Source organism: Arthrobacter sp. Y3224055, assembly GCF_059090825.1.
Map to the genome: position 1 here is coordinate 409,879 of NZ_JBNHGB010000002.1, position 15,809 is coordinate 425,687.

At 68.6% G+C, this 15,809-nt stretch carries 18 protein-coding genes, 6 tRNA genes and 1 riboswitch; of the genes, 9 read left to right on the forward strand and 15 right to left on the reverse strand.

The window, feature by feature from the left end:
* Positions 1–80: 80 nt before the first annotated feature.
* The 13 genes from AC5RTY_RS07210 to AC5RTY_RS07270 form a co-directional block, all read right to left on the reverse strand.
* A complete protein-coding gene (locus AC5RTY_RS07210; protein ID WP_493977843.1) occupies positions 81–344 on the reverse strand; it encodes a phosphoribosyl-ATP diphosphatase in 264 nt (87 codons plus the stop codon).
* Positions 345–491: 147 nt separating this feature from the next.
* Positions 492–977, reverse strand: a complete 486-nt coding sequence (gene ribH / locus AC5RTY_RS07215) for a 6,7-dimethyl-8-ribityllumazine synthase (protein ID WP_493999585.1) — start codon at positions 975–977, stop codon at positions 492–494.
* 61 nt (positions 978–1,038) lie between these two features.
* Positions 1,039–1,689, reverse strand: coding sequence for a GTP cyclohydrolase II (ribA, locus tag AC5RTY_RS07220; protein ID WP_493999584.1), 651 nt, complete (start codon positions 1,687–1,689; stop codon positions 1,039–1,041).
* On the reverse strand, positions 1,679–2,353 hold the full coding sequence (gene ribB, locus AC5RTY_RS07225) for a 3,4-dihydroxy-2-butanone-4-phosphate synthase (RefSeq protein ID WP_493999583.1): 675 nt from the start codon (positions 2,351–2,353) through the stop codon (positions 1,679–1,681). The genes ribA and ribB overlap by 11 nt, the downstream gene beginning before the upstream one ends.
* Entirely contained in the window at positions 2,350–2,976 is a 627-nt protein-coding gene (locus tag AC5RTY_RS07230) for a riboflavin synthase (protein WP_493999582.1), read from the reverse strand. The genes ribB and AC5RTY_RS07230 overlap by 4 nt, the downstream gene beginning before the upstream one ends.
* Positions 2,977–4,065 (reverse strand): bifunctional diaminohydroxyphosphoribosylaminopyrimidine deaminase/5-amino-6-(5-phosphoribosylamino)uracil reductase RibD, encoded by a 1,089-nt coding sequence (gene ribD, locus AC5RTY_RS07235; RefSeq protein WP_494013879.1) that lies wholly within the window; start codon positions 4,063–4,065, stop codon positions 2,977–2,979.
* Entirely contained in the window at positions 4,065–4,775 is a 711-nt protein-coding gene (gene pnuC, locus AC5RTY_RS07240; protein ID WP_494013878.1) for a nicotinamide riboside transporter PnuC, read from the reverse strand. The genes ribD and pnuC overlap by 1 nt, the downstream gene beginning before the upstream one ends.
* A 107-nt stretch (positions 4,776–4,882) precedes the next feature.
* Positions 4,883–5,029: riboswitch (FMN riboswitch) on the reverse strand.
* Positions 5,030–5,111: 82 nt separating this feature from the next.
* Positions 5,112–5,780 (reverse strand): ribulose-phosphate 3-epimerase, encoded by a 669-nt coding sequence (gene rpe, locus AC5RTY_RS07245; protein WP_494013877.1) that lies wholly within the window; start codon positions 5,778–5,780, stop codon positions 5,112–5,114.
* 53 nt (positions 5,781–5,833) lie between these two features.
* Entirely contained in the window at positions 5,834–7,384 is a 1,551-nt protein-coding gene (locus tag AC5RTY_RS07250; RefSeq protein ID WP_494013876.1) for an RsmB/NOP family class I SAM-dependent RNA methyltransferase, read from the reverse strand.
* Positions 7,381–8,310: a methionyl-tRNA formyltransferase gene (locus AC5RTY_RS07255; protein ID WP_494139349.1), complete on the reverse strand. Its 930-nt coding sequence runs from the start codon at positions 8,308–8,310 to the stop codon at positions 7,381–7,383. The genes AC5RTY_RS07250 and AC5RTY_RS07255 overlap by 4 nt, the downstream gene beginning before the upstream one ends.
* A gap of 17 nt (positions 8,311–8,327) precedes the next feature.
* Positions 8,328–8,924, reverse strand: coding sequence for a peptide deformylase (gene def / locus AC5RTY_RS07260; RefSeq protein ID WP_494013875.1), 597 nt, complete (start codon positions 8,922–8,924; stop codon positions 8,328–8,330).
* Positions 8,925–8,981: 57 nt separating this feature from the next.
* Entirely contained in the window at positions 8,982–9,854 is an 873-nt protein-coding gene (locus AC5RTY_RS07265; protein ID WP_494013874.1) for a cytochrome, read from the reverse strand.
* Between the two features lie 134 nt (positions 9,855–9,988).
* Positions 9,989–10,063 (reverse strand) — tRNA-Val (locus AC5RTY_RS07270).
* 342 nt (positions 10,064–10,405) lie between these two features.
* Here AC5RTY_RS07270 and AC5RTY_RS07275 point away from each other — a divergent pair.
* The 6 genes from AC5RTY_RS07275 to AC5RTY_RS07300 all read left to right on the forward strand — a co-directional run bounded on the left by AC5RTY_RS07275 (position 10,406) and on the right by AC5RTY_RS07300 (position 11,325).
* Positions 10,406–10,479: transfer RNA gene (locus tag AC5RTY_RS07275), tRNA-Gly, on the forward strand.
* Between the two features lie 61 nt (positions 10,480–10,540).
* Positions 10,541–10,611, forward strand: a tRNA-Cys gene (locus AC5RTY_RS07280).
* Between the two features lie 39 nt (positions 10,612–10,650).
* Positions 10,651–10,722, forward strand: a tRNA-Val gene (locus AC5RTY_RS07285).
* Positions 10,723–10,760: 38 nt separating this feature from the next.
* Positions 10,761–10,834: transfer RNA gene (locus AC5RTY_RS07290), tRNA-Gly, on the forward strand.
* Positions 10,835–10,878: 44 nt separating this feature from the next.
* Positions 10,879–10,953, forward strand: a tRNA-Val gene (locus AC5RTY_RS07295).
* 123 nt (positions 10,954–11,076) lie between these two features.
* Entirely contained in the window at positions 11,077–11,325 is a 249-nt protein-coding gene (locus AC5RTY_RS07300) for an antitoxin (RefSeq protein ID WP_494013873.1), read from the forward strand.
* A gap of 148 nt (positions 11,326–11,473) precedes the next feature.
* Here AC5RTY_RS07300 and AC5RTY_RS07305 read toward each other — a convergent pair whose 3' ends face one another.
* A complete protein-coding gene (locus tag AC5RTY_RS07305; RefSeq protein ID WP_494013872.1) occupies positions 11,474–12,091 on the reverse strand; it encodes a hypothetical protein in 618 nt (205 codons plus the stop codon).
* A 286-nt stretch (positions 12,092–12,377) separates the two neighbouring features.
* Between AC5RTY_RS07305 and AC5RTY_RS07310 the strand changes: the two genes are divergently transcribed.
* Positions 12,378–12,869 (forward strand): hypothetical protein, encoded by a 492-nt coding sequence (locus tag AC5RTY_RS07310; RefSeq protein ID WP_494013871.1) that lies wholly within the window; start codon positions 12,378–12,380, stop codon positions 12,867–12,869.
* 139 nt (positions 12,870–13,008) lie between these two features.
* Here AC5RTY_RS07310 and zapE read toward each other — a convergent pair whose 3' ends face one another.
* A complete protein-coding gene (gene zapE, locus AC5RTY_RS07315; protein WP_493999572.1) occupies positions 13,009–14,046 on the reverse strand; it encodes a cell division protein ZapE in 1,038 nt (345 codons plus the stop codon).
* Positions 14,047–14,370: 324 nt separating this feature from the next.
* Between zapE and AC5RTY_RS07320 the strand changes: the two genes are divergently transcribed.
* A complete protein-coding gene (locus AC5RTY_RS07320) occupies positions 14,371–15,276 on the forward strand; it encodes a sulfurtransferase (RefSeq protein WP_494139295.1) in 906 nt (301 codons plus the stop codon).
* 64 nt (positions 15,277–15,340) lie between these two features.
* Positions 15,341–15,808 carry a SufE family protein gene (locus AC5RTY_RS07325; protein WP_494075090.1) on the forward strand — a complete coding sequence of 156 codons (468 nt, stop codon included), beginning with the start codon at positions 15,341–15,343 and terminating at the stop codon, positions 15,806–15,808.
* Position 15,809: the final 1 nt, after the last annotated feature.

Genomic DNA, 15,809 nt, shown 5'->3' on the forward strand with positions numbered 1-15,809 from the left:
TCGTCTCGGCCGCAGCAGGGCCTCGCAAGTGTGGAATAGGCCTGGGTCTGGGCGGGGCGCCGCGCAGGGGCGGCGTCCCGCTACAGATGCTTGTAGACGTCTTCCAGCCGCAGGCCCTTGGCGATCATCAGGACCTGCAGGTGGTAGAGGAGCTGGGAGATTTCCTCGGCGGCGGCTTCGTCGGATTCGTGTTCGGCTGCCATCCAGACTTCGGCGGCCTCTTCGACGACCTTCTTCCCGATTCCGTGGATGCCGGAATCCAGCTCGGCTACCGTACGGGAGCCCTCCGGGCGCTGCTGCGCCTTTTCGCTCAGTTCCGCAAACAGGGATTCGAAGGATTTCACGCCCTTTAGACTACGTCAGGAGCGCGTGGGGGCGGCAAACCGCCGTTCCCATTGTGACGAATGCCTCCGGCGCCGCGCGGCGATCCGTTTCAGATGCGGCGCCGCGCGACGGTCCGCTTCGGACGCCGCGCCGCGCCGCGGCCCGCCTTAGACGCCGAGGCCTCGGAGCGTGGCCGCGGTCGCCAGTGCGGCGGTCACCGCTTCGTGGCCCTTGTCCTCGCTGGAGCCCGCCAGGCCGGCGCGGTCCAGGCCTTGCTGCTCGGTGTCGCAGGTAAGCACCCCGAATCCCACCGGGGTGCCGGTCTGCACGCTGACGCTGGTCAGGCCCTCGGTGGCGGCCTGGCAGACGTACTCGAAGTGCGGCGTCCCGCCGCGAATCACGACGCCGAGCGCCACCACGGCGTCATAGTGGGGCGCCAGCCGGGCGGCGGCGACGGGCAGCTCGAAAGCCCCGGGCACCCGGACCAGGGCCGGTTCCCCGATGCCCGCCTCGGTTGCCGCCCGCAGCGCGCCGTCGACCAGCCCGTCCATGATCTCGGTGTGCCAACTGGCGGCGACTATGGCGAGCTTTAGCGCGCCGGTCTCCGCCTGCAGGCCGGTGATGTCGATGGTGGGTGCTCCGTGTCCGCTCATGTTCTTCCTTCGTGAAACTCTCGTCGGTGGTTAACTGTGGTTGCCGTGCCGGGCGCAGGCGTCAGCTCTGCTGCACGGGCGTTGTCTGCAGGACGGCCAGCCGGTGGTCCATCCGGTCCCGCTTGGTCTCCAGGTAGCGGCGGTTCTGCTCCCGGAAGGGAACCTCCGCGGCCACCATCTCGACCACATCGATGCCCAGCGCCGCCAGCATGCTGCTCTTGGCAGGATTGTTGCTCAGCAGCCGGATGGCGCCGATGCCCATCGCCCGCAGGATGGCGGCGGCGGCGGAGTAGTCCCGCGCGTCCACGGGCAGGCCCAGCTGCTCGTTGGCCTCCACCGTATCGGCGCCGGCTTCCTGCAGCGCGTAGGCCCGCATCTTGTTGGCCAGCCCGATGCCGCGCCCCTCCTGCCCGCGCAGGTACAGGACCGTCCCGCCGTGCTCTCCGATCATGGCCAGCGCCTGCTCCAATTGCTCGCCGCAGTCGCAGCGGTAGGAGGCGAACACGTCGCCGGTCAGGCATTCGGAGTGCAGCCGGACCAGAGGTTCGGCCGCCGGACTGACCTGCGAGGTGATGCTCAGGTGCTCCACGCCGGTGGCGGCATCGGTCCACGCCTGGGCGGTGAAGCTGCCGAAGGCCGTGGGCAGCTGAACCGCGGGCCCGCCCTCGACCGTGGCGGCCGGAGTCTTTTCGCGGATGTCCTTACCGTCCATGGTTCGCCGCCTTCGGCAGGCCGGCGGTGTCCGCGTTCCCGGCCAGGTGGTTCGCGAGGTCCTCGATCGAAACCAGCGGGCAGCCGTGCTCGTCGGCAAAGGCGCGCAGCGCCGGCAGGCGCATCATGTCCCCTTCATCGTGCACCAGTTCCGCGATGACGCCCACCGGCGCACGCCCGCCCAGCCGGCACAGGTCCACGGCGGCTTCGGTGTGTCCGCGCCGCGCGAGCACGCCGCCGTCGACCGCCCGCAGCGGGAAGACATGCCCGGGCCGGGTCAGGTCGGCGGCAGTGCTGTCCGCCGCCGCCAGCACCACGGCGGTGCGCGCACGGTCGGCGGAACTGATGCCAGTGGTCACGCCGTCGGCCGCGTCGCAGGAAACCGTGTAGGCCGTTCCCTTGGCATCCTGGTTGACTTCGACCATGGGCGGCAGCCCCAGTTCGTCGGCCCGCGCCGCCGGCAGTGGCACGCAGATGACGCCCGAGGTATAGCGGATGGTCCAGCCCATCAGTTCGGGGGTCGCGGCGTCGGCGGCAAAGATGATGTCGCCTTCGTTTTCCCGGTCCTCGTCATCAACGACGACGACGGGGCGGCCGGCGGCGACCGCCGCCACAGCGGCTTCGATCGTGTCGAGCGCGATCCGCGGCTCCACCGCGGCGCTCATGCCCTGGCTCCGGTGGTGAAGGCCAGGAGCCGTTCGGCGTACTTGGCGAGGACGTCCACTTCCAGGTTGACGCTGTCGCCGGGCTGTTTCGCGCCCAGGCCGGTGTCGGCCAGCGTGGTGGGAATCAGGCCGACTTCGAAGAACTGCGTCGCGGCACCGGCATCGCTGACGTTCGTGACCGTCAGCGAGACGCCGTCGACGGCGATGGAGCCCTTCTCCGCGATGTAACGGGCCAGCTCCACGGGAACGGTGAAGCGCAGCCGCTCCCAGTCGCCCAAGTCCTCGCGTTCAGCCAGCGTGCCGACACCGTCCACGTGCCCCTGAACCACATGTCCGTCCAGCCGTCCGCCGGCCGGGACGCAGCGTTCCAGGTTGACCGGCTGCCCCGGACGGAGCGAACCGGTGGTGGTGCGTGTGAGGGTCTCCCCCATCACGTCCACGCTGACCCGGCTGCCGTCCAGCGCGACTGCGGTCAGGCACACGCCGTTGACGGCGATCGATCCGCCGAGCCCGAGCCCGGCAGCCGTTTCGGGTGCGGTGAAGGTCAGCACTGCGCTGTCAGTGGCCGGACTCAGGTCCAGCGATTCAACGCGCCCTTGTTCCGCGATGATTCCGGTAAACATTCATTTGCCTTTCTGAGTGCCGTGGGACGGCAGGGGTTCCAGGTGCAGGCGCAGGTCCGCGCCCAGGATTCGGGTGCTGCCGCCGGCCGTGTCCCAACGCCAGCGGCCGGCCTCGGACAGCGTCCCGATGCCGAGGTCGGCCACCGCACGGGTGCCGGCGCCGAGCATCAGGGGTGCCAGGTAGAGCACGAGTTCGTCGACCAGGTCGGCGCGAAGGAAAGCCGAGGCGACGGTAGCTCCGCCCTCGATCATCGCGTGGCCGATGCCGCGCCGTGCCAGTTCGGCCAGGACTTCGGCCGGGTCGTGGGTCGCCAGTTGCAGGAAGCGGCCATCGGTGCCGCGGACCGCGGCGTCTGCCGCGACCTTTCGGCGCCCCATCACCACGCGCAGCGGCTGGCCCGGAGTTTCGTGTCCGGCCCGGTCGCGGGCGGTGAGCCTCGGGTTGTCGGCCGCGATGGTTCCGTTGCCGGCGATGATGGCGTCCGCGCGGGCGCGGATGCCGTGGCTGTCCGCCCGCGCCTCTTCCCCGGTGATCCATTGGCTGGTGCCGTCTGCCGCGGCAATCAGGCCGTCCACGGTCTGCGCGACGTGCAGAGTGGTGAACGGCCGCGCTTCCCGCCGGGCCTCGAACCAGCGATGGTTCAGGTCCAGCGCCTGCTCCCGCAGCAGTCCCGTGCGCACGGCGACGCCGGACTCGGCCAGCCGCTGCGCCCCGCCGGCGGCCGCCTCGGTGGGGTCGGCCGTGGCGTAGACCAGCGAGCCGATGCCCGCGTCCAGGATGGCGCCGGAACAGGGGCCGGTGCGGCCGCGGTGGTTGCACGGCTCCAGGGTCACCAGCATGGTGCAGTCCGCCAGGTCCGCGGCGCGCTCCGGGGACACGTTCGCCAGCGCATCGACTTCGGCGTGGGGTGTGCCGGCGCCCCGGTGGTAACCGATGCTGACCACCTCGCCCCGCGGGTCGATGATGGCGGCGCCCACGAGGGGGTTTGCTCCGCGCACGCCCTGCCGCGCGGTATCCAGCGCAAGCTCCATGGCGCGCTGCTCGGCCGGCGCGAAATCCCTGGCCGTGCCGACTGCCGCCTGGCCCATCACGCCTGCACCTGCTCGCCGGCCGGGCGCCCGATGCGCGGATCGGGATGCAGGGTTTCGACGCCGGGCTTGGCCTGCGCGTTGGCCCGCCACCAGACGAAGAATCCAACCAGCGTGAAGCCTCCGTAGAAGAGGTACATAAAGGCGCTGGCGTAGTAGCCGGCGCTAAACAGCAGCGGCACGCCCACAATGTCGACGGCCACCCAGATCAGCCAGAATTCGACCCAGCCGCGTGCCATGCCGTAGGTGGCCAGCAATGAACCGACGAAGGTCCAGGCATCGGCCCAGACCGGCTCGTAGGAGCCGAGGGCCGCGAAGACCGGGGTCAGGGCGACGGTGCCCAGGAGCAAGGCGGCGACCAGGCCCAGGCGCGCCTTGCCGCCGGCCCACTGCGGGGTGATGGCGTGGCCCTCGCCGCTGCGTGCGGAGCGCCAACGCCTCCAGCCGTAGACGGCCACGGCGATGAACATGACCTGCCGGCCGGCCTGGCCCAGGAGGTTGGCGGTATTGGCGGAGCCGAAGAGCGACCCGAGGAATACGGTCAGCAGCAGCACGTTGCCGATGATGCCGACGGGCCAGGCCCACACCTTCCGGCGCATTCCGCCGAGCGCGCTGAGCAGGCCGAAGACGTTGCCCAGAACTTCGCGCAGCAGCAGAGCGCTGCCGGCTACGGGAATCTGGGCTTCAAAGAGCCACCGCAGAAAATCCATGCCGTTCCTTTCGAGCCGCGGCGGCTCCGGGGAACGACAGAGCGGAAGCTTCGGGGTCTCCGGGTCGCGGTCATCGACCGTACCCGGTGGCCCCATGGCTGCCACCTGTACGTGCTTCTCCCATCCAGACTTTAACTGTCGGTACCGGAATTTCACCGGTTCAACCGCTGCGTCAAGTTCCGGGCGGAACTCTCGGCAGCGGGTCGCGGACTATAACCGCCGGTTCGGACTTACACCGACCCCGGAGCACGTTTGTGTTTGCGTAACTATGCTCTCACAACTGCCTTGTGGCACGTTCCATTCCCGTCACAACCTGTAACACCGGTCACAGGAGCCTCAGGAATGGGGTTGCCGGCCGGCCGCGGCCCGCAGCGAGGCGATGGCCTGCTCCGGATCGTCCTTGCCGTACACGGCGGATCCGGCCACGAAGACGGTGGCGCCGGCCTCGGCGGCCCGCACGATGGTCTCTTCGGTGACGCCCCCGTCCACCTGGATCGCAACCGGGAGCCCCGAACCTGCCACGGCGCGCGCGGCCTTGCGGATCTTGGGCAGGGTCACGTCCAGGAAAGACTGCCCGCCGAAGCCCGGCTCGACCGTCATGATCAGCAGGAGGTCCATCTCCGGGAGCAAATCCAGATAAGGCTCGACGGCGGTGGCCGGCTTCAGCGCCATGCCCGCCTTGGCCCCGCGGGACCTCAGCTCCCTGGCCAGCCGGACCGGGGCCGCCGCCGCTTCCACATGGAAGGTCACGGATTCGATCCCCGCCTCGGCATACGCCGGCGCCCAGCGGTCCGGGTCGGCGATCATCAGGTGCGCGTCCAGGGGCAGGGTGCTGACTTCCCGGATCCGCTGCACCACCGGCAGCCCGATGGTCAGGTTCGGCACGAAATGGTTGTCCATCACGTCCACGTGCACGGCATCGGCGGTACTGATGCGCCGCAGTTCGGCTTCGAGGTTGACGAAATCGGCCGAGAGGATGCTGGGGTTGATGCAGCACTGTGCCATCGGTTGCTTGCCTGCCTGTCTGTGTGTCGAGGGATGTCGGAACCGGTGTTGGCCTAGTTGGTTCGGCGGAGCAGCGCCATGAACATGGCATCGGTGCCGTGCCGGTGCGGCCACAGCTGCGCCGTCGTCCCGCCGGCCCGGCCCACGGCGTCGCCGCCGGGTTGTCCTGCTTCCAAATGCCCGGGGAGGCTGACCCCGTCGAGGACGGAGGAGGTGTCCAGCAGTTCCAGCCCGGGATTCCGGCGCAGCAGGTCGGCGACCACCGCCGTCGTCTCCGCCGGGTGCGGGGAGCACGTCACGTAGGCGATCAGGCCCCCCGGCTTTGCGGCGGCCACGGCCGCGCCGAGCAGTTCGCGCTGCAGCGGCCCCAACTGGGCCACGTCGGAGGGCTTCCGGCGCCACCGCGACTCCGGGCGGCGGCGCAGGGCCCCCAACCCGGTGCAGGGCGCGTCCACCATGATCCGGTCGAACTGTCCGGCATACAGCTCGCCCACGTCGCGGCCGTCGCCGGTGCGGATCTCCCACACCCCGGCCGGTACCGGCGCCAGGGCCTTCCGGACCAGCTCGGCACGGTGTTCGGCCACCTCGTTTGCCAGCAGCGTGGCGCCCCGCTCGGCGGCCAGCGCGCCCAGCAGGGCGGCCTTGCCGCCGGGACCGGCGCACAGATCCAGCCAGCGCTCGCCCGGCGTCACCGGCGCGGCGGCGGCCAAGGCCAGCGCCACGAGTTGGGAGCCGGCGTCCTGGACGCGGGTGGTTCCGGCCCGCACGCTGGCCAGCCGGCCGAGGTCTCCCCCCGCATACAAGGCGGAGCCCGCGACCAGTTCCCCGGGCTCCGCGCCGGCGTCGATCGCCTCGTCCAGCGAGCCCAGCCCGGGCAGCGCCACCAGGTTCACGACCGGCGCGGCGTTGTCGGCCGCCAGCAGGTCTTCCAATTCGTCCACGCGGCGTCCGTGCCCCGCCAGGGATTGCCGCAGTGCCCGCACCACCCATTCCGGATGGCTGTGTTCCAGAGCCGCCGCCTTGACCGGGTCGGTCTCACCGGCGGTCAGCTCGGCGGTCCAGCCGTGCAGGTCACGGGCGGTGACCTTGCGCAGGACGGCGTTGATCAGCGAGCCGGGGCCAGCGCCGATCACGGCGCGGGCCAGGCCGACGGTCTGGTCCAGGGCGGCATGGGCCGGCACCCGCATGGCCAGCAGCTGGTGGGCACCGAGCCGGAGCGCATCGAGGATCGCGGGGTCCAGCTGGTCAAGCGGCCGGTCCACGCAGCGGGCGAGGATGGCATCGTATGTGCCCAAACCGCGGAGGGCGCCGTAGGCCAGCTCCGTGGCGAAACCGGCGTCGCGCTTGTCCAGCCGGTGTTTGCGGATGCTCGCCGGCAGCACCAGGTTCGCGTACGCGTCGTCCCGTTCCACGGCGCGGAGCACCTCGAAGGCCGCCAGCCGGGCCGGGTCGGCCGCCCGCGTCCGCTGCGACGGAGCCGACCGGGAGTACTGCCTGGCGCCGCCGCGGTTGCGCTCCCGCCCCGCAGCATCACGGCGGCCGGCCCCCTGGCCGCCGCCGCCTTGGCGTCCGCTGTTCCGGCTGCCTTCATTCCGGCCGCTCATTCGAAGTGCACGTCCTCACGCTGTCCGAGCCCGCGGGCCCAATCTGCTGCATCCATCATTTTCTTGCCCGCCGGCTGGACCCTGTCCAGCTCCACGGCATGGGAACCGGTGCCCACGAGCGCCGAGGCCGCCGAGCCGCCGGACAGCCTCACGGCCCCGGGCGGCAGCCCGCGGTGCTCCGGCCGCAGGCGTACCGGGCCCAGCTTGAAGCGCTGGCCGTCGAGCATGGTCCAGGCACCGGGCTCGGGGGTGACGCCGTTAATGCGGCGGCGGATGGCCAGCGCCGGCTGCCGCCAATCAATGTGACCGTCCGCCAGGGACAGCTTGGGCGCGAGGCTGACATCGCCGGACTGCGCCACCGCCACCGCTGTGCCCGCGCCAACGGCCGCCAGGGTTTGCGACAGCAGCACGGCGCCGCTGTGGGAGAGCCGCTCCAGCACCTCGCCGCTGGTGTCCGCGGGGCGCAACGCCTCGGTCAGGGTGCCGTACACCGGGCCCGTATCCAGCCCCTTCTCCAGTTGGAAGGTGGAGGCGCCGACGACGTCGTCGCCGTTGATGATGGCGTGCTGCACCGGCGCGGCGCCGCGCCACGCGGGCAGGAGTGAGAAGTGCAGGTTGATCCAGCCGTGTTCGGGTATGCCGAGCGCGGCTTCCGGGACGAGGCCGCCGTAGGCCACGATGGCCGCCACATCCGGGGCGGCTGCCCGGATGGCATCGGCCGCGGCCGGCCCGATCCGGTTGGCCCGGATCACCGGCACGCCGAGCTCCGCGGCGCGGGCCGCCACCGGCGAGGCGGTCAGGACGCGTTTACGCCCTATCGGCGCGTCCTCCCGGGTGAGCACGGCCACAATCTCGAAGCCGTCCTCGACGAGCTGGTCGAGGGAGGGCACGGCCACGCCGGGAGTGCCGGCGAAGAGGACCCGCAAGCGCCTGCCGCCGTCCGTCATGCCAGCGGCTGCCCGAAGGAACCGGTGCCCGCCGCGGCCGGCCCGCGGCTGAAGCCGGAGCCGACGTGCGCCGCGCGCTGGGCCTGGGTTTCGCCGGCCACACCGTTGTATCCGGCGTTGCGGATGGAGCGCAGCGCGTTCTTCCGGTTCTCGCCGGTGAGGTGGTCGATGTAGAGGATTCCGTCCAGGTGGTCGGCCTCATGCTGGAAACAGCGGGCCAGCATCCCTTCGCCCTCGTACTCCACCGGGTTGCCGTGCATGTCCTGGCCGGTCACCCGCGTCCAGCGGCGCCGGCGCACCGGGTAGCCCAGCGCGGGTATGGACAGGCACCCTTCGGCGACGTCGTCCTGGAAGTCGTCGCTGAGCTCGAGCACCGGGTTGACCACGTGGCCGCGCCGGCCGTCCACGCGGAAGGTGAAGACGCGCAGGCTCACGCCCACCTGCGGGGCGGCCAGCCCGGCGCCGTCGACGTCCTCCATGGTTTCGTCCATATCCGCCACCAGCTTGGCCAGCTCCGGCCCGAACACGGTGACCGTTTCCGCCTTGGTCCGCAGCACGGGGTCGCCGATAATCCGGATGCTCAGGATCGCCATGTAGTTCTTGTCCTCACTGTTGCCGCTTCAGTACGCTGCCGTTGGTTCCGGTCCAGTTTAGTGGGCCTGCTGGACCGCCTGCAGGGCCGCCGCAGGGGGCGGCGCGATCGGCAGCAGCGCCCGGCCCGCCTCGGCTACCTGCAGATGCGTCTCCCACGCCCGGCGCAGCGAGCAGAAGCGGTACCAGTGCCATCGAAGCACCTCGGGGTTGGCGCGCATCGGCCGGACTTCCGTCTCACCGATCGCCACGCCCAGCAGCAGCGGATCGTCCCCGTGGGCCCACGGCTCCCAGCGCCCCGTCGCGGCGTCGACCAGCGACTCCTGTGCCTTCATGCCGGCCACCAACTGCATGACCACCTTGTCATTGAGCGCCTTGACCTGACCGTTGCGGTCCGTGCCCTTGGTCTTGAAGTCGATCAGGCAGGTGCGCCCCGCAATCCGGGCCACGAGATCCAGCGTGCCGGCGTATCCGACTTCCTGGTTCCAGACAGTGATCTCCGGGGCTATCGGCTCCACCCCGTAGAGCTGCCACCATTCGTCGAACCTGGCGGCGAAAGCCTCTTCGCCGTTGGCCTTGAGCGCCTCCCGGGCACCCGCAACGTCGTGCTCCCTGTCCAGCGCCCGCAGTGCCACCTGTTCGCAGTAAGCGTGGACGCGGTCCCCGCGCAGCGCGGCGGCATCCCGGTAGCGGTCGGCAGCCAGGGTCGCTTCCTTCGCCAGCGACCGCAGCCGCCCCGGGTCTCCGGCGGCCTCGGCCAGCCTGGCATCGGAGGCCAGGGAGGTGGCTGCCATGTGGGCGAACCAACCGTCCAGCGTGGTCGGCTCCTGCGCGATCACGGTGGTGATGGAGGGAACCGACGGCGGCTCCGAGGTGGAGCGCGCGTACATGCGGCCGTTGGCGGTGGCATGCGCAAGAAGTGGTGCAGTCATAAGGAAATCTTCTCAGGTTCCACTGACCGTTCCGGTCCGCAAGGCACAGCGCGGGCGCAACGGCGGTCGGCCTCCGCGCCGTTAACGAAAACATCCCCGGCCAGGCGATGCTGCCTGGCCGGGGATGTTTTCCGTGGTGGGCGATACTGGGTTCGAACCAGTGACCTCTTCGGTGTGAACGAAGCGCGCTACCACTGCGCCAATCGCCCCGGGTTTGCTGCGGATGCGCGGGCGCTTCCTGCAACGTCTAGAAATGCTAGCCCACCGAGGCGCTGAAACAAAAATCGCCCGGCTACGGCGCCTGGCCACTTGTTACGGGTGTGGTCTTTGGGGCGGGCGAGGAACGGGACCGCGGGTGGGCCACGGAACGGGTCGCCGGGCCAGCCGCCGCGTTCACCGCCTCCGGGCCGAACGGCCCGCGTCGTTTCACCCGCCGCAGCGTCGATTGGACGAAGCGGGAATCGTCCTATAGAGTTTTTACTCGTTGGAAATCACAGCGACGCCGCGAGCCGTTTGATGAAGGATCGCGGAAAAAGTGATGGAAAACTTTTGCGGACGTAGCTCAGCTGGCTAGAGCACCACCTTGCCAAGGTGGATGTCGCGGGTTCGAATCCCGTCGTCCGCTCGCAAGTCACTGTAACGTGCCAGCGTCGCTGGCCGGTCCTAGCGCAACTGCGAATAGGCACGGTGGGGTGGCCGAGAGGCGAGGCAGCGGCCTGCAAAGCCGTATACGCGGGTTCGAATCCCGTCCCCACCTCGTTTGCGGCGACACAGCAAACATCTCGTGAGAGATCACGGGCGATTGGCGCAGCGGTAGCGCGCTTCCCTGACACGGAAGAGGTCACTGGTTCGATCCCAGTATCGCCCACTGGAACGCAGTCCGGAGTGATTCGGAAACCGTTTCGCGCGGACGTAGCTCAGCTGGCTAGAGCACCACCTTGCCAAGGTGGATGTCGCGGGTTCGAATCCCGTCGTCCGCTCTCTTTTTCAGCGTTTTCTCCAGCGGCCCGCCTCGGGCACACCGGGGCGATTGGCGCAGCGGTAGCGCGCTTCCCTGACACGGAAGAGGTCACTGGTTCGATCCCAGTATCGCCCACCACTCCACGGCTCCCCCGGCGGGAGCCCTCCTTGTTTAAGCCGTCTACTCCGTTGAGCGCCCGCGGCGCGGTGCCTACGATGGATGTGCAGGGGCGAAAGGCCCCCCGTCGGAAAGGAGGTGGCTGTGTCTGTATTTGACGAGCTCAAGGGCAAGGCCGGAGGACTCAAGGACAAGGCAGCCGGTCTCGTGGGAGAACACTCTGGCAAGATCAAGGGTGCCGTCGGCAGCACCGGTGACTACATCGACGCCAAGACCGGCGGTAAGTATTCCAAGCAGGTAGGCGGCCTGCAGGCCAAGGCATCCCGTTTCGTCGACACGTTCGGTGACAGGGATGGCCAGGCACCGTCCGACGGGAACACTCCGTCCGCCTAGTCCTGGGCACGCCAAGGAGGGTGCCGGACCGCCGGGAGGCGAGCCGGCACCCTTTGTCGTGAGGCCGCTTATTCGCCCGTGCGTGCCTTGCGGTCCGGCGGACCCGTCAGCCCGTCCCATTCCTGCGCCGCTGCTCGGCAACTGATAGCTAACCGGGTGGGAGCCTGGAGGCCAAGGCGCGAGTGTAGCTCTCGGGATCGTCATGGGTCTGCGCCGAGACGACGAGATGCCTTGGGCTGATGCGCTTGGCGTAGTCCCCCTGATAAGGCATGACCAGGACGGTGTCCAAGCCTGTTTTCCAAGCGGCAATCAGAGCCGGCAGACAGCGGCGCTCGGGGTGTAGTTCAAGAGGGAGCATGTGGTTGGGCTGCAGCTGGATTTGCCAATGGTTGAAGCCGTCGATGTCCACGCCATCCCAGCCGTATTCGGTTGTCCAGCCCGGCGGGAAGGCCACGTGCCTCTCCTGATCGGAGCGGATTTCCGGCGTTGGATGCTGGTTCTTCTGGTCCCCCGTGTCGTACCAGGCCCAAGCTCGTTCCCAAGCCTGCTGCCAACGGGCGCCCCACTCAGTCCTGTCTGCAGTGGCAGGCAGTCGCGAGGCACCGGGCTTCGGTGCCGGATTCAACTCGGGAATGTTGACATCCGGGGCAATGTTCCAAGCGCTACGGATGAAGAGCAGGAGCGATAGGTGGTTCGGCGCGACTTTCACAGAGATGACCATGTCCTGCGGCCAGGGGTTATCTGGCAGGGGCTGATTGGATCTCATGAATTCCCTTTCGAGATTTTGATTCCTCGTCCGCTCCAGCTCGGTCAGGTAAGTGTCCCACCATAGGACCGGCACAGAACCGCACAGAGCCTCCTGCACCTACTTCTCAGCAAGCTCCAGATCCTCCACATCCTCTGTCCCCAAGAAATCCACTGCCTCGGCCCAGGCCCTGGTCATCTGGCCGCATCAACAAGAAGTTATGCTTCGCAGCGTCCCACCCTTCCTCTCCATGCTGTTCCGCCGCTACCGTGACGCAGACCGTTGTACATCACAACAAGGGGCGGTCATGCATGCGATAGCCAAACTGACGACTGGGGTTGTCGTACTGCTGGCGTTGTCCGGCTGTGGAAGTTCAACATCCGGAGGAACCGCCGTCCAAGAACCAGCCGGCACGGCAGGGGTGAACGATCCAGACGCGCAGATGCATCCCGAACTGCTCGAAGTCTCGCCGTCTCCTACTAAACCGGGGCAGACCATCAAGGTCCGATTCCCCGAGGAAACTTCCCGGGGAATCCCCTGGGTTCTGGAAGAACAGGACGGCAACAGCTGGCTTGTCCGCTACTACCTCATTGCCACGACCGATGACGACGGCGGCTCTGGTTCCCCAACATGGTGGCCTGCGAACGACCCCAAGGGCCAAACCTGGAAGGATATTGGCGTCGAGGGATCTGGCCCAGACACCCTCATCATTCCGGACAGCATTCGCCCCGGAACGTACCGGCTGTGCACGGCCAACAGCATGCCGAACATCTGCACCATGCTCGGCATCACGGAGTAGGGGCGCCCGGTCTCGGCCATTCGGCGGGGTCGCGTAGTTGAACACCGCGTCGGTCGCGTCGGTTGCCCGGTCGTATCGTCATCAGGCGCAGGGCATTACTCCTGCACAGTGGCGGCATGTGCGCGCCCGGCTGCGGGAGCTAGGCCGCTGGTTCGCCGGCCTGGCCCTCGCGGGCCAGCGCGGTCAGGCGTGATACCGCCCGGAAATACTTCTTCATGTAGCCGCCGGACATCATTTCCGGAGTGAAAAGCTCATCGAACGGCACGCCGCTGGCGATGATCGGCACGTCCTTGTCGTAGAGCCGGTCGGCCAGCACCACGAACCGCAGGGCCACGGCCTGCTCGGTGATCGTGTGCACGTTATGCCAGGCCACCGCGTCCACGCCGTCGAGAAACTGCTTGTACCGGCTGGGATGCACCCCGGCCAGGTGGTTGACGAGATCGGAGAATTCGTCGGCGGCCACCACCTTGCCATCGAAGTCATGCAGCCGCCGCTTAAGTTCGTGGTCGCTGAGCGGCTCGGGGGCGGCCGGAAGCCCCCGGTGCCGGTAATCCTCGCCGTCCACCCGGATGACCTCGAACTGGTCGGACAGCACCTGGATTTCCCGTTGGAAATCGACGGCGGCAAAGCGTCCCTCCCCCAGCGAACCTGGCAGGGTGTTGGAGGTTGCCGCAAGCTTGACCCCGGCGTCGGCGAGCTCGCGCATCAGCCGCGACATCAGCACGGTGTCACCGGGATCATCCAGTTCAAACTCGTCGATGCACACGAGGCGGTAGCTGCTGAGCGCTTCCACGGTTTTGCGGAACGACAACGCGCCGACCAGGTTGGTGTACTCCACAAAGGTGCCGAAGGCCTTCGGGCCGTCGACGGCGTGCCACAGCGAGGCGAGCAGGTGGGTCTTGCCCACGCCGAACCCGCCGTCAAGGTAAATGCCGGAGTGGCCCTCCGGCTTGCCGCCGCCAAACAGCTTCTTCAAGCCCTTGGGCTTGGGCCGGTCGACCACAACCGCAAAACGCTGCAGCGCAGTCACGGCCTCGCTCTGGGACGGCTGGGCCGGGTCCGGGCGGTAGCTGGCGAAGGATACTTCGCCGAAGCGCGGCGACGGGTGCAGGCCCGCCAGCAGTTCGTCCACGGACACCTTCGGCGTCCGGCGTGAAAGCTGTTCAATCTGGGGCACGTAGGCTAACCGCTGCCTTCCTGACATGGGCTCGGAGAATGCACAGCGGCCGGAATGCCGCCAGCAAAACGATACGCTACCCCGCCCGCCGGCGGCAGCCGGTGTAAGCCAGGCCACAGCGGGGCCGGCGGGCCACGGTGCTCCGGCCGGCGCACCCAGGCGCTCCTCCCTGCGGGCCCAGGCGCTCCGCCCGGCCACGATGTGACGCGGGGTGAGGCCCCGGAAGCTTTTGCCTGCTCCGGTGGTTAGGCTAAACAGAAGTCCCCCGGCCGTTTTGCACGGCCGTCTGCACGCTAAAAGCTGCACGTCAAGGAAAGGTTTGCCATGCCCATTGCCGCCGAGCACAACGAGAAGTTTGCCGCCTATGCCAACCCCGACCGCCTGGTCTCCACGCAGTGGCTGGCTGAGAACCTGGGCGCGGACGGGCTGGTGGTCGTGGAGTCCGACGAAGACATCCTGCTATACGAGACCGGCCACATTCCGGGCGCGGTGAAGATCGACTGGCACACCGACCTGAATGATCCGGACACCCGCGACTACGTGGACGGCGAGGGCTTCGCCGCGCTGCTCGGTTCCAAGGGCATCAGCCGGGACACCACCGTGGTGCTCTACGGGGACAAGAGCAACTGGTGGGCGGCCTACGCGCTCTGGGTCTTTACCCTGTTTGGCCACGAAGACGTGCGGTTGTTGGACGGCGGCCGTGACAAGTGGATCGCGGAGGGCAGGGAACTGACCATCGAGGTGCCGCGGCCCGAGGCGGTTGACTACCCCGTCGTCGAGCGCAACGACGCGCCCATCCGAGCCTTCCTCACCGACGTGCTGGACCACTTCGGCAAGCCGCTGGTGGACGTCCGCTCTCCGGAGGAATACACCGGCGTGCGCACCACCATGCCCGCCTACCCCGAGGAAGGGGCCCTGCGCGGGGGCCACATTCCGACGGCGGCGTCCGTGCCGTGGGCGCGGGCGGCGGCCGAGGACGGGACGTTCCGATCGCGCGAAGAGCTTGAGGCCATCTACCTGGACGAGGCCGGGCTGAAGCCGGGCGACGACGTGGTGGCATACTGCCGCATCGGCGAACGGTCCAGCCACACGTGGTTCGTGCTCAAGTACCTGCTGGGCTTCGACACGGTCCGCAACTACGACGGCTCGTGGACGGAATGGGGCAATGCCGTGCGCGTGCCGATCGTCAGGGGCGCCGAGCCCGGCGGGATCCCCGCCTCGGCCCGCTAAGGAATAGCCGGCGGGCACGCAACGTTGACGTAACGAGCCCGAAACTGCAAGAGAGAGCGCAAGTATGACCGTGACCGAGCAGACGATTCCCGAACCGCTGGCAGAAATCATCGACGACTTCCAGGCGGTCAGCGAGGCCGAGCGGCTGCAGCTGCTCCTGGAGTTCTCCCGGGAGCTGCCCGAGCTGCCGGAACGCTTCGCCGGGCATCCGGAACTGCTGGAGCAGGTGGTGGAATGCCAGTCTCCGCTCTTCCTGACCCTGGAGCTGGGCGATGACCCGGATCAGGACGTGCAGATCTACTTTTCGGCTCCGCCGGAAGCCCCCACCACGCGCGGCTTTGCCTCCGTGCTGCACGAGGGGCTCAACGGGCTGCCGGCAGAGCAGATCCTGGCCGTTCCCGACGATATCGCCGAGCACCTGGGCCTGACCCGTGCCATCACCCCGCTGCGGATCCGCGGCATGTCCGCCATGCTGTACCGCATTAAGCGCCTGATCACCGAGGCACGGCAACTGCGCGCCGCCTCGGCCTGAC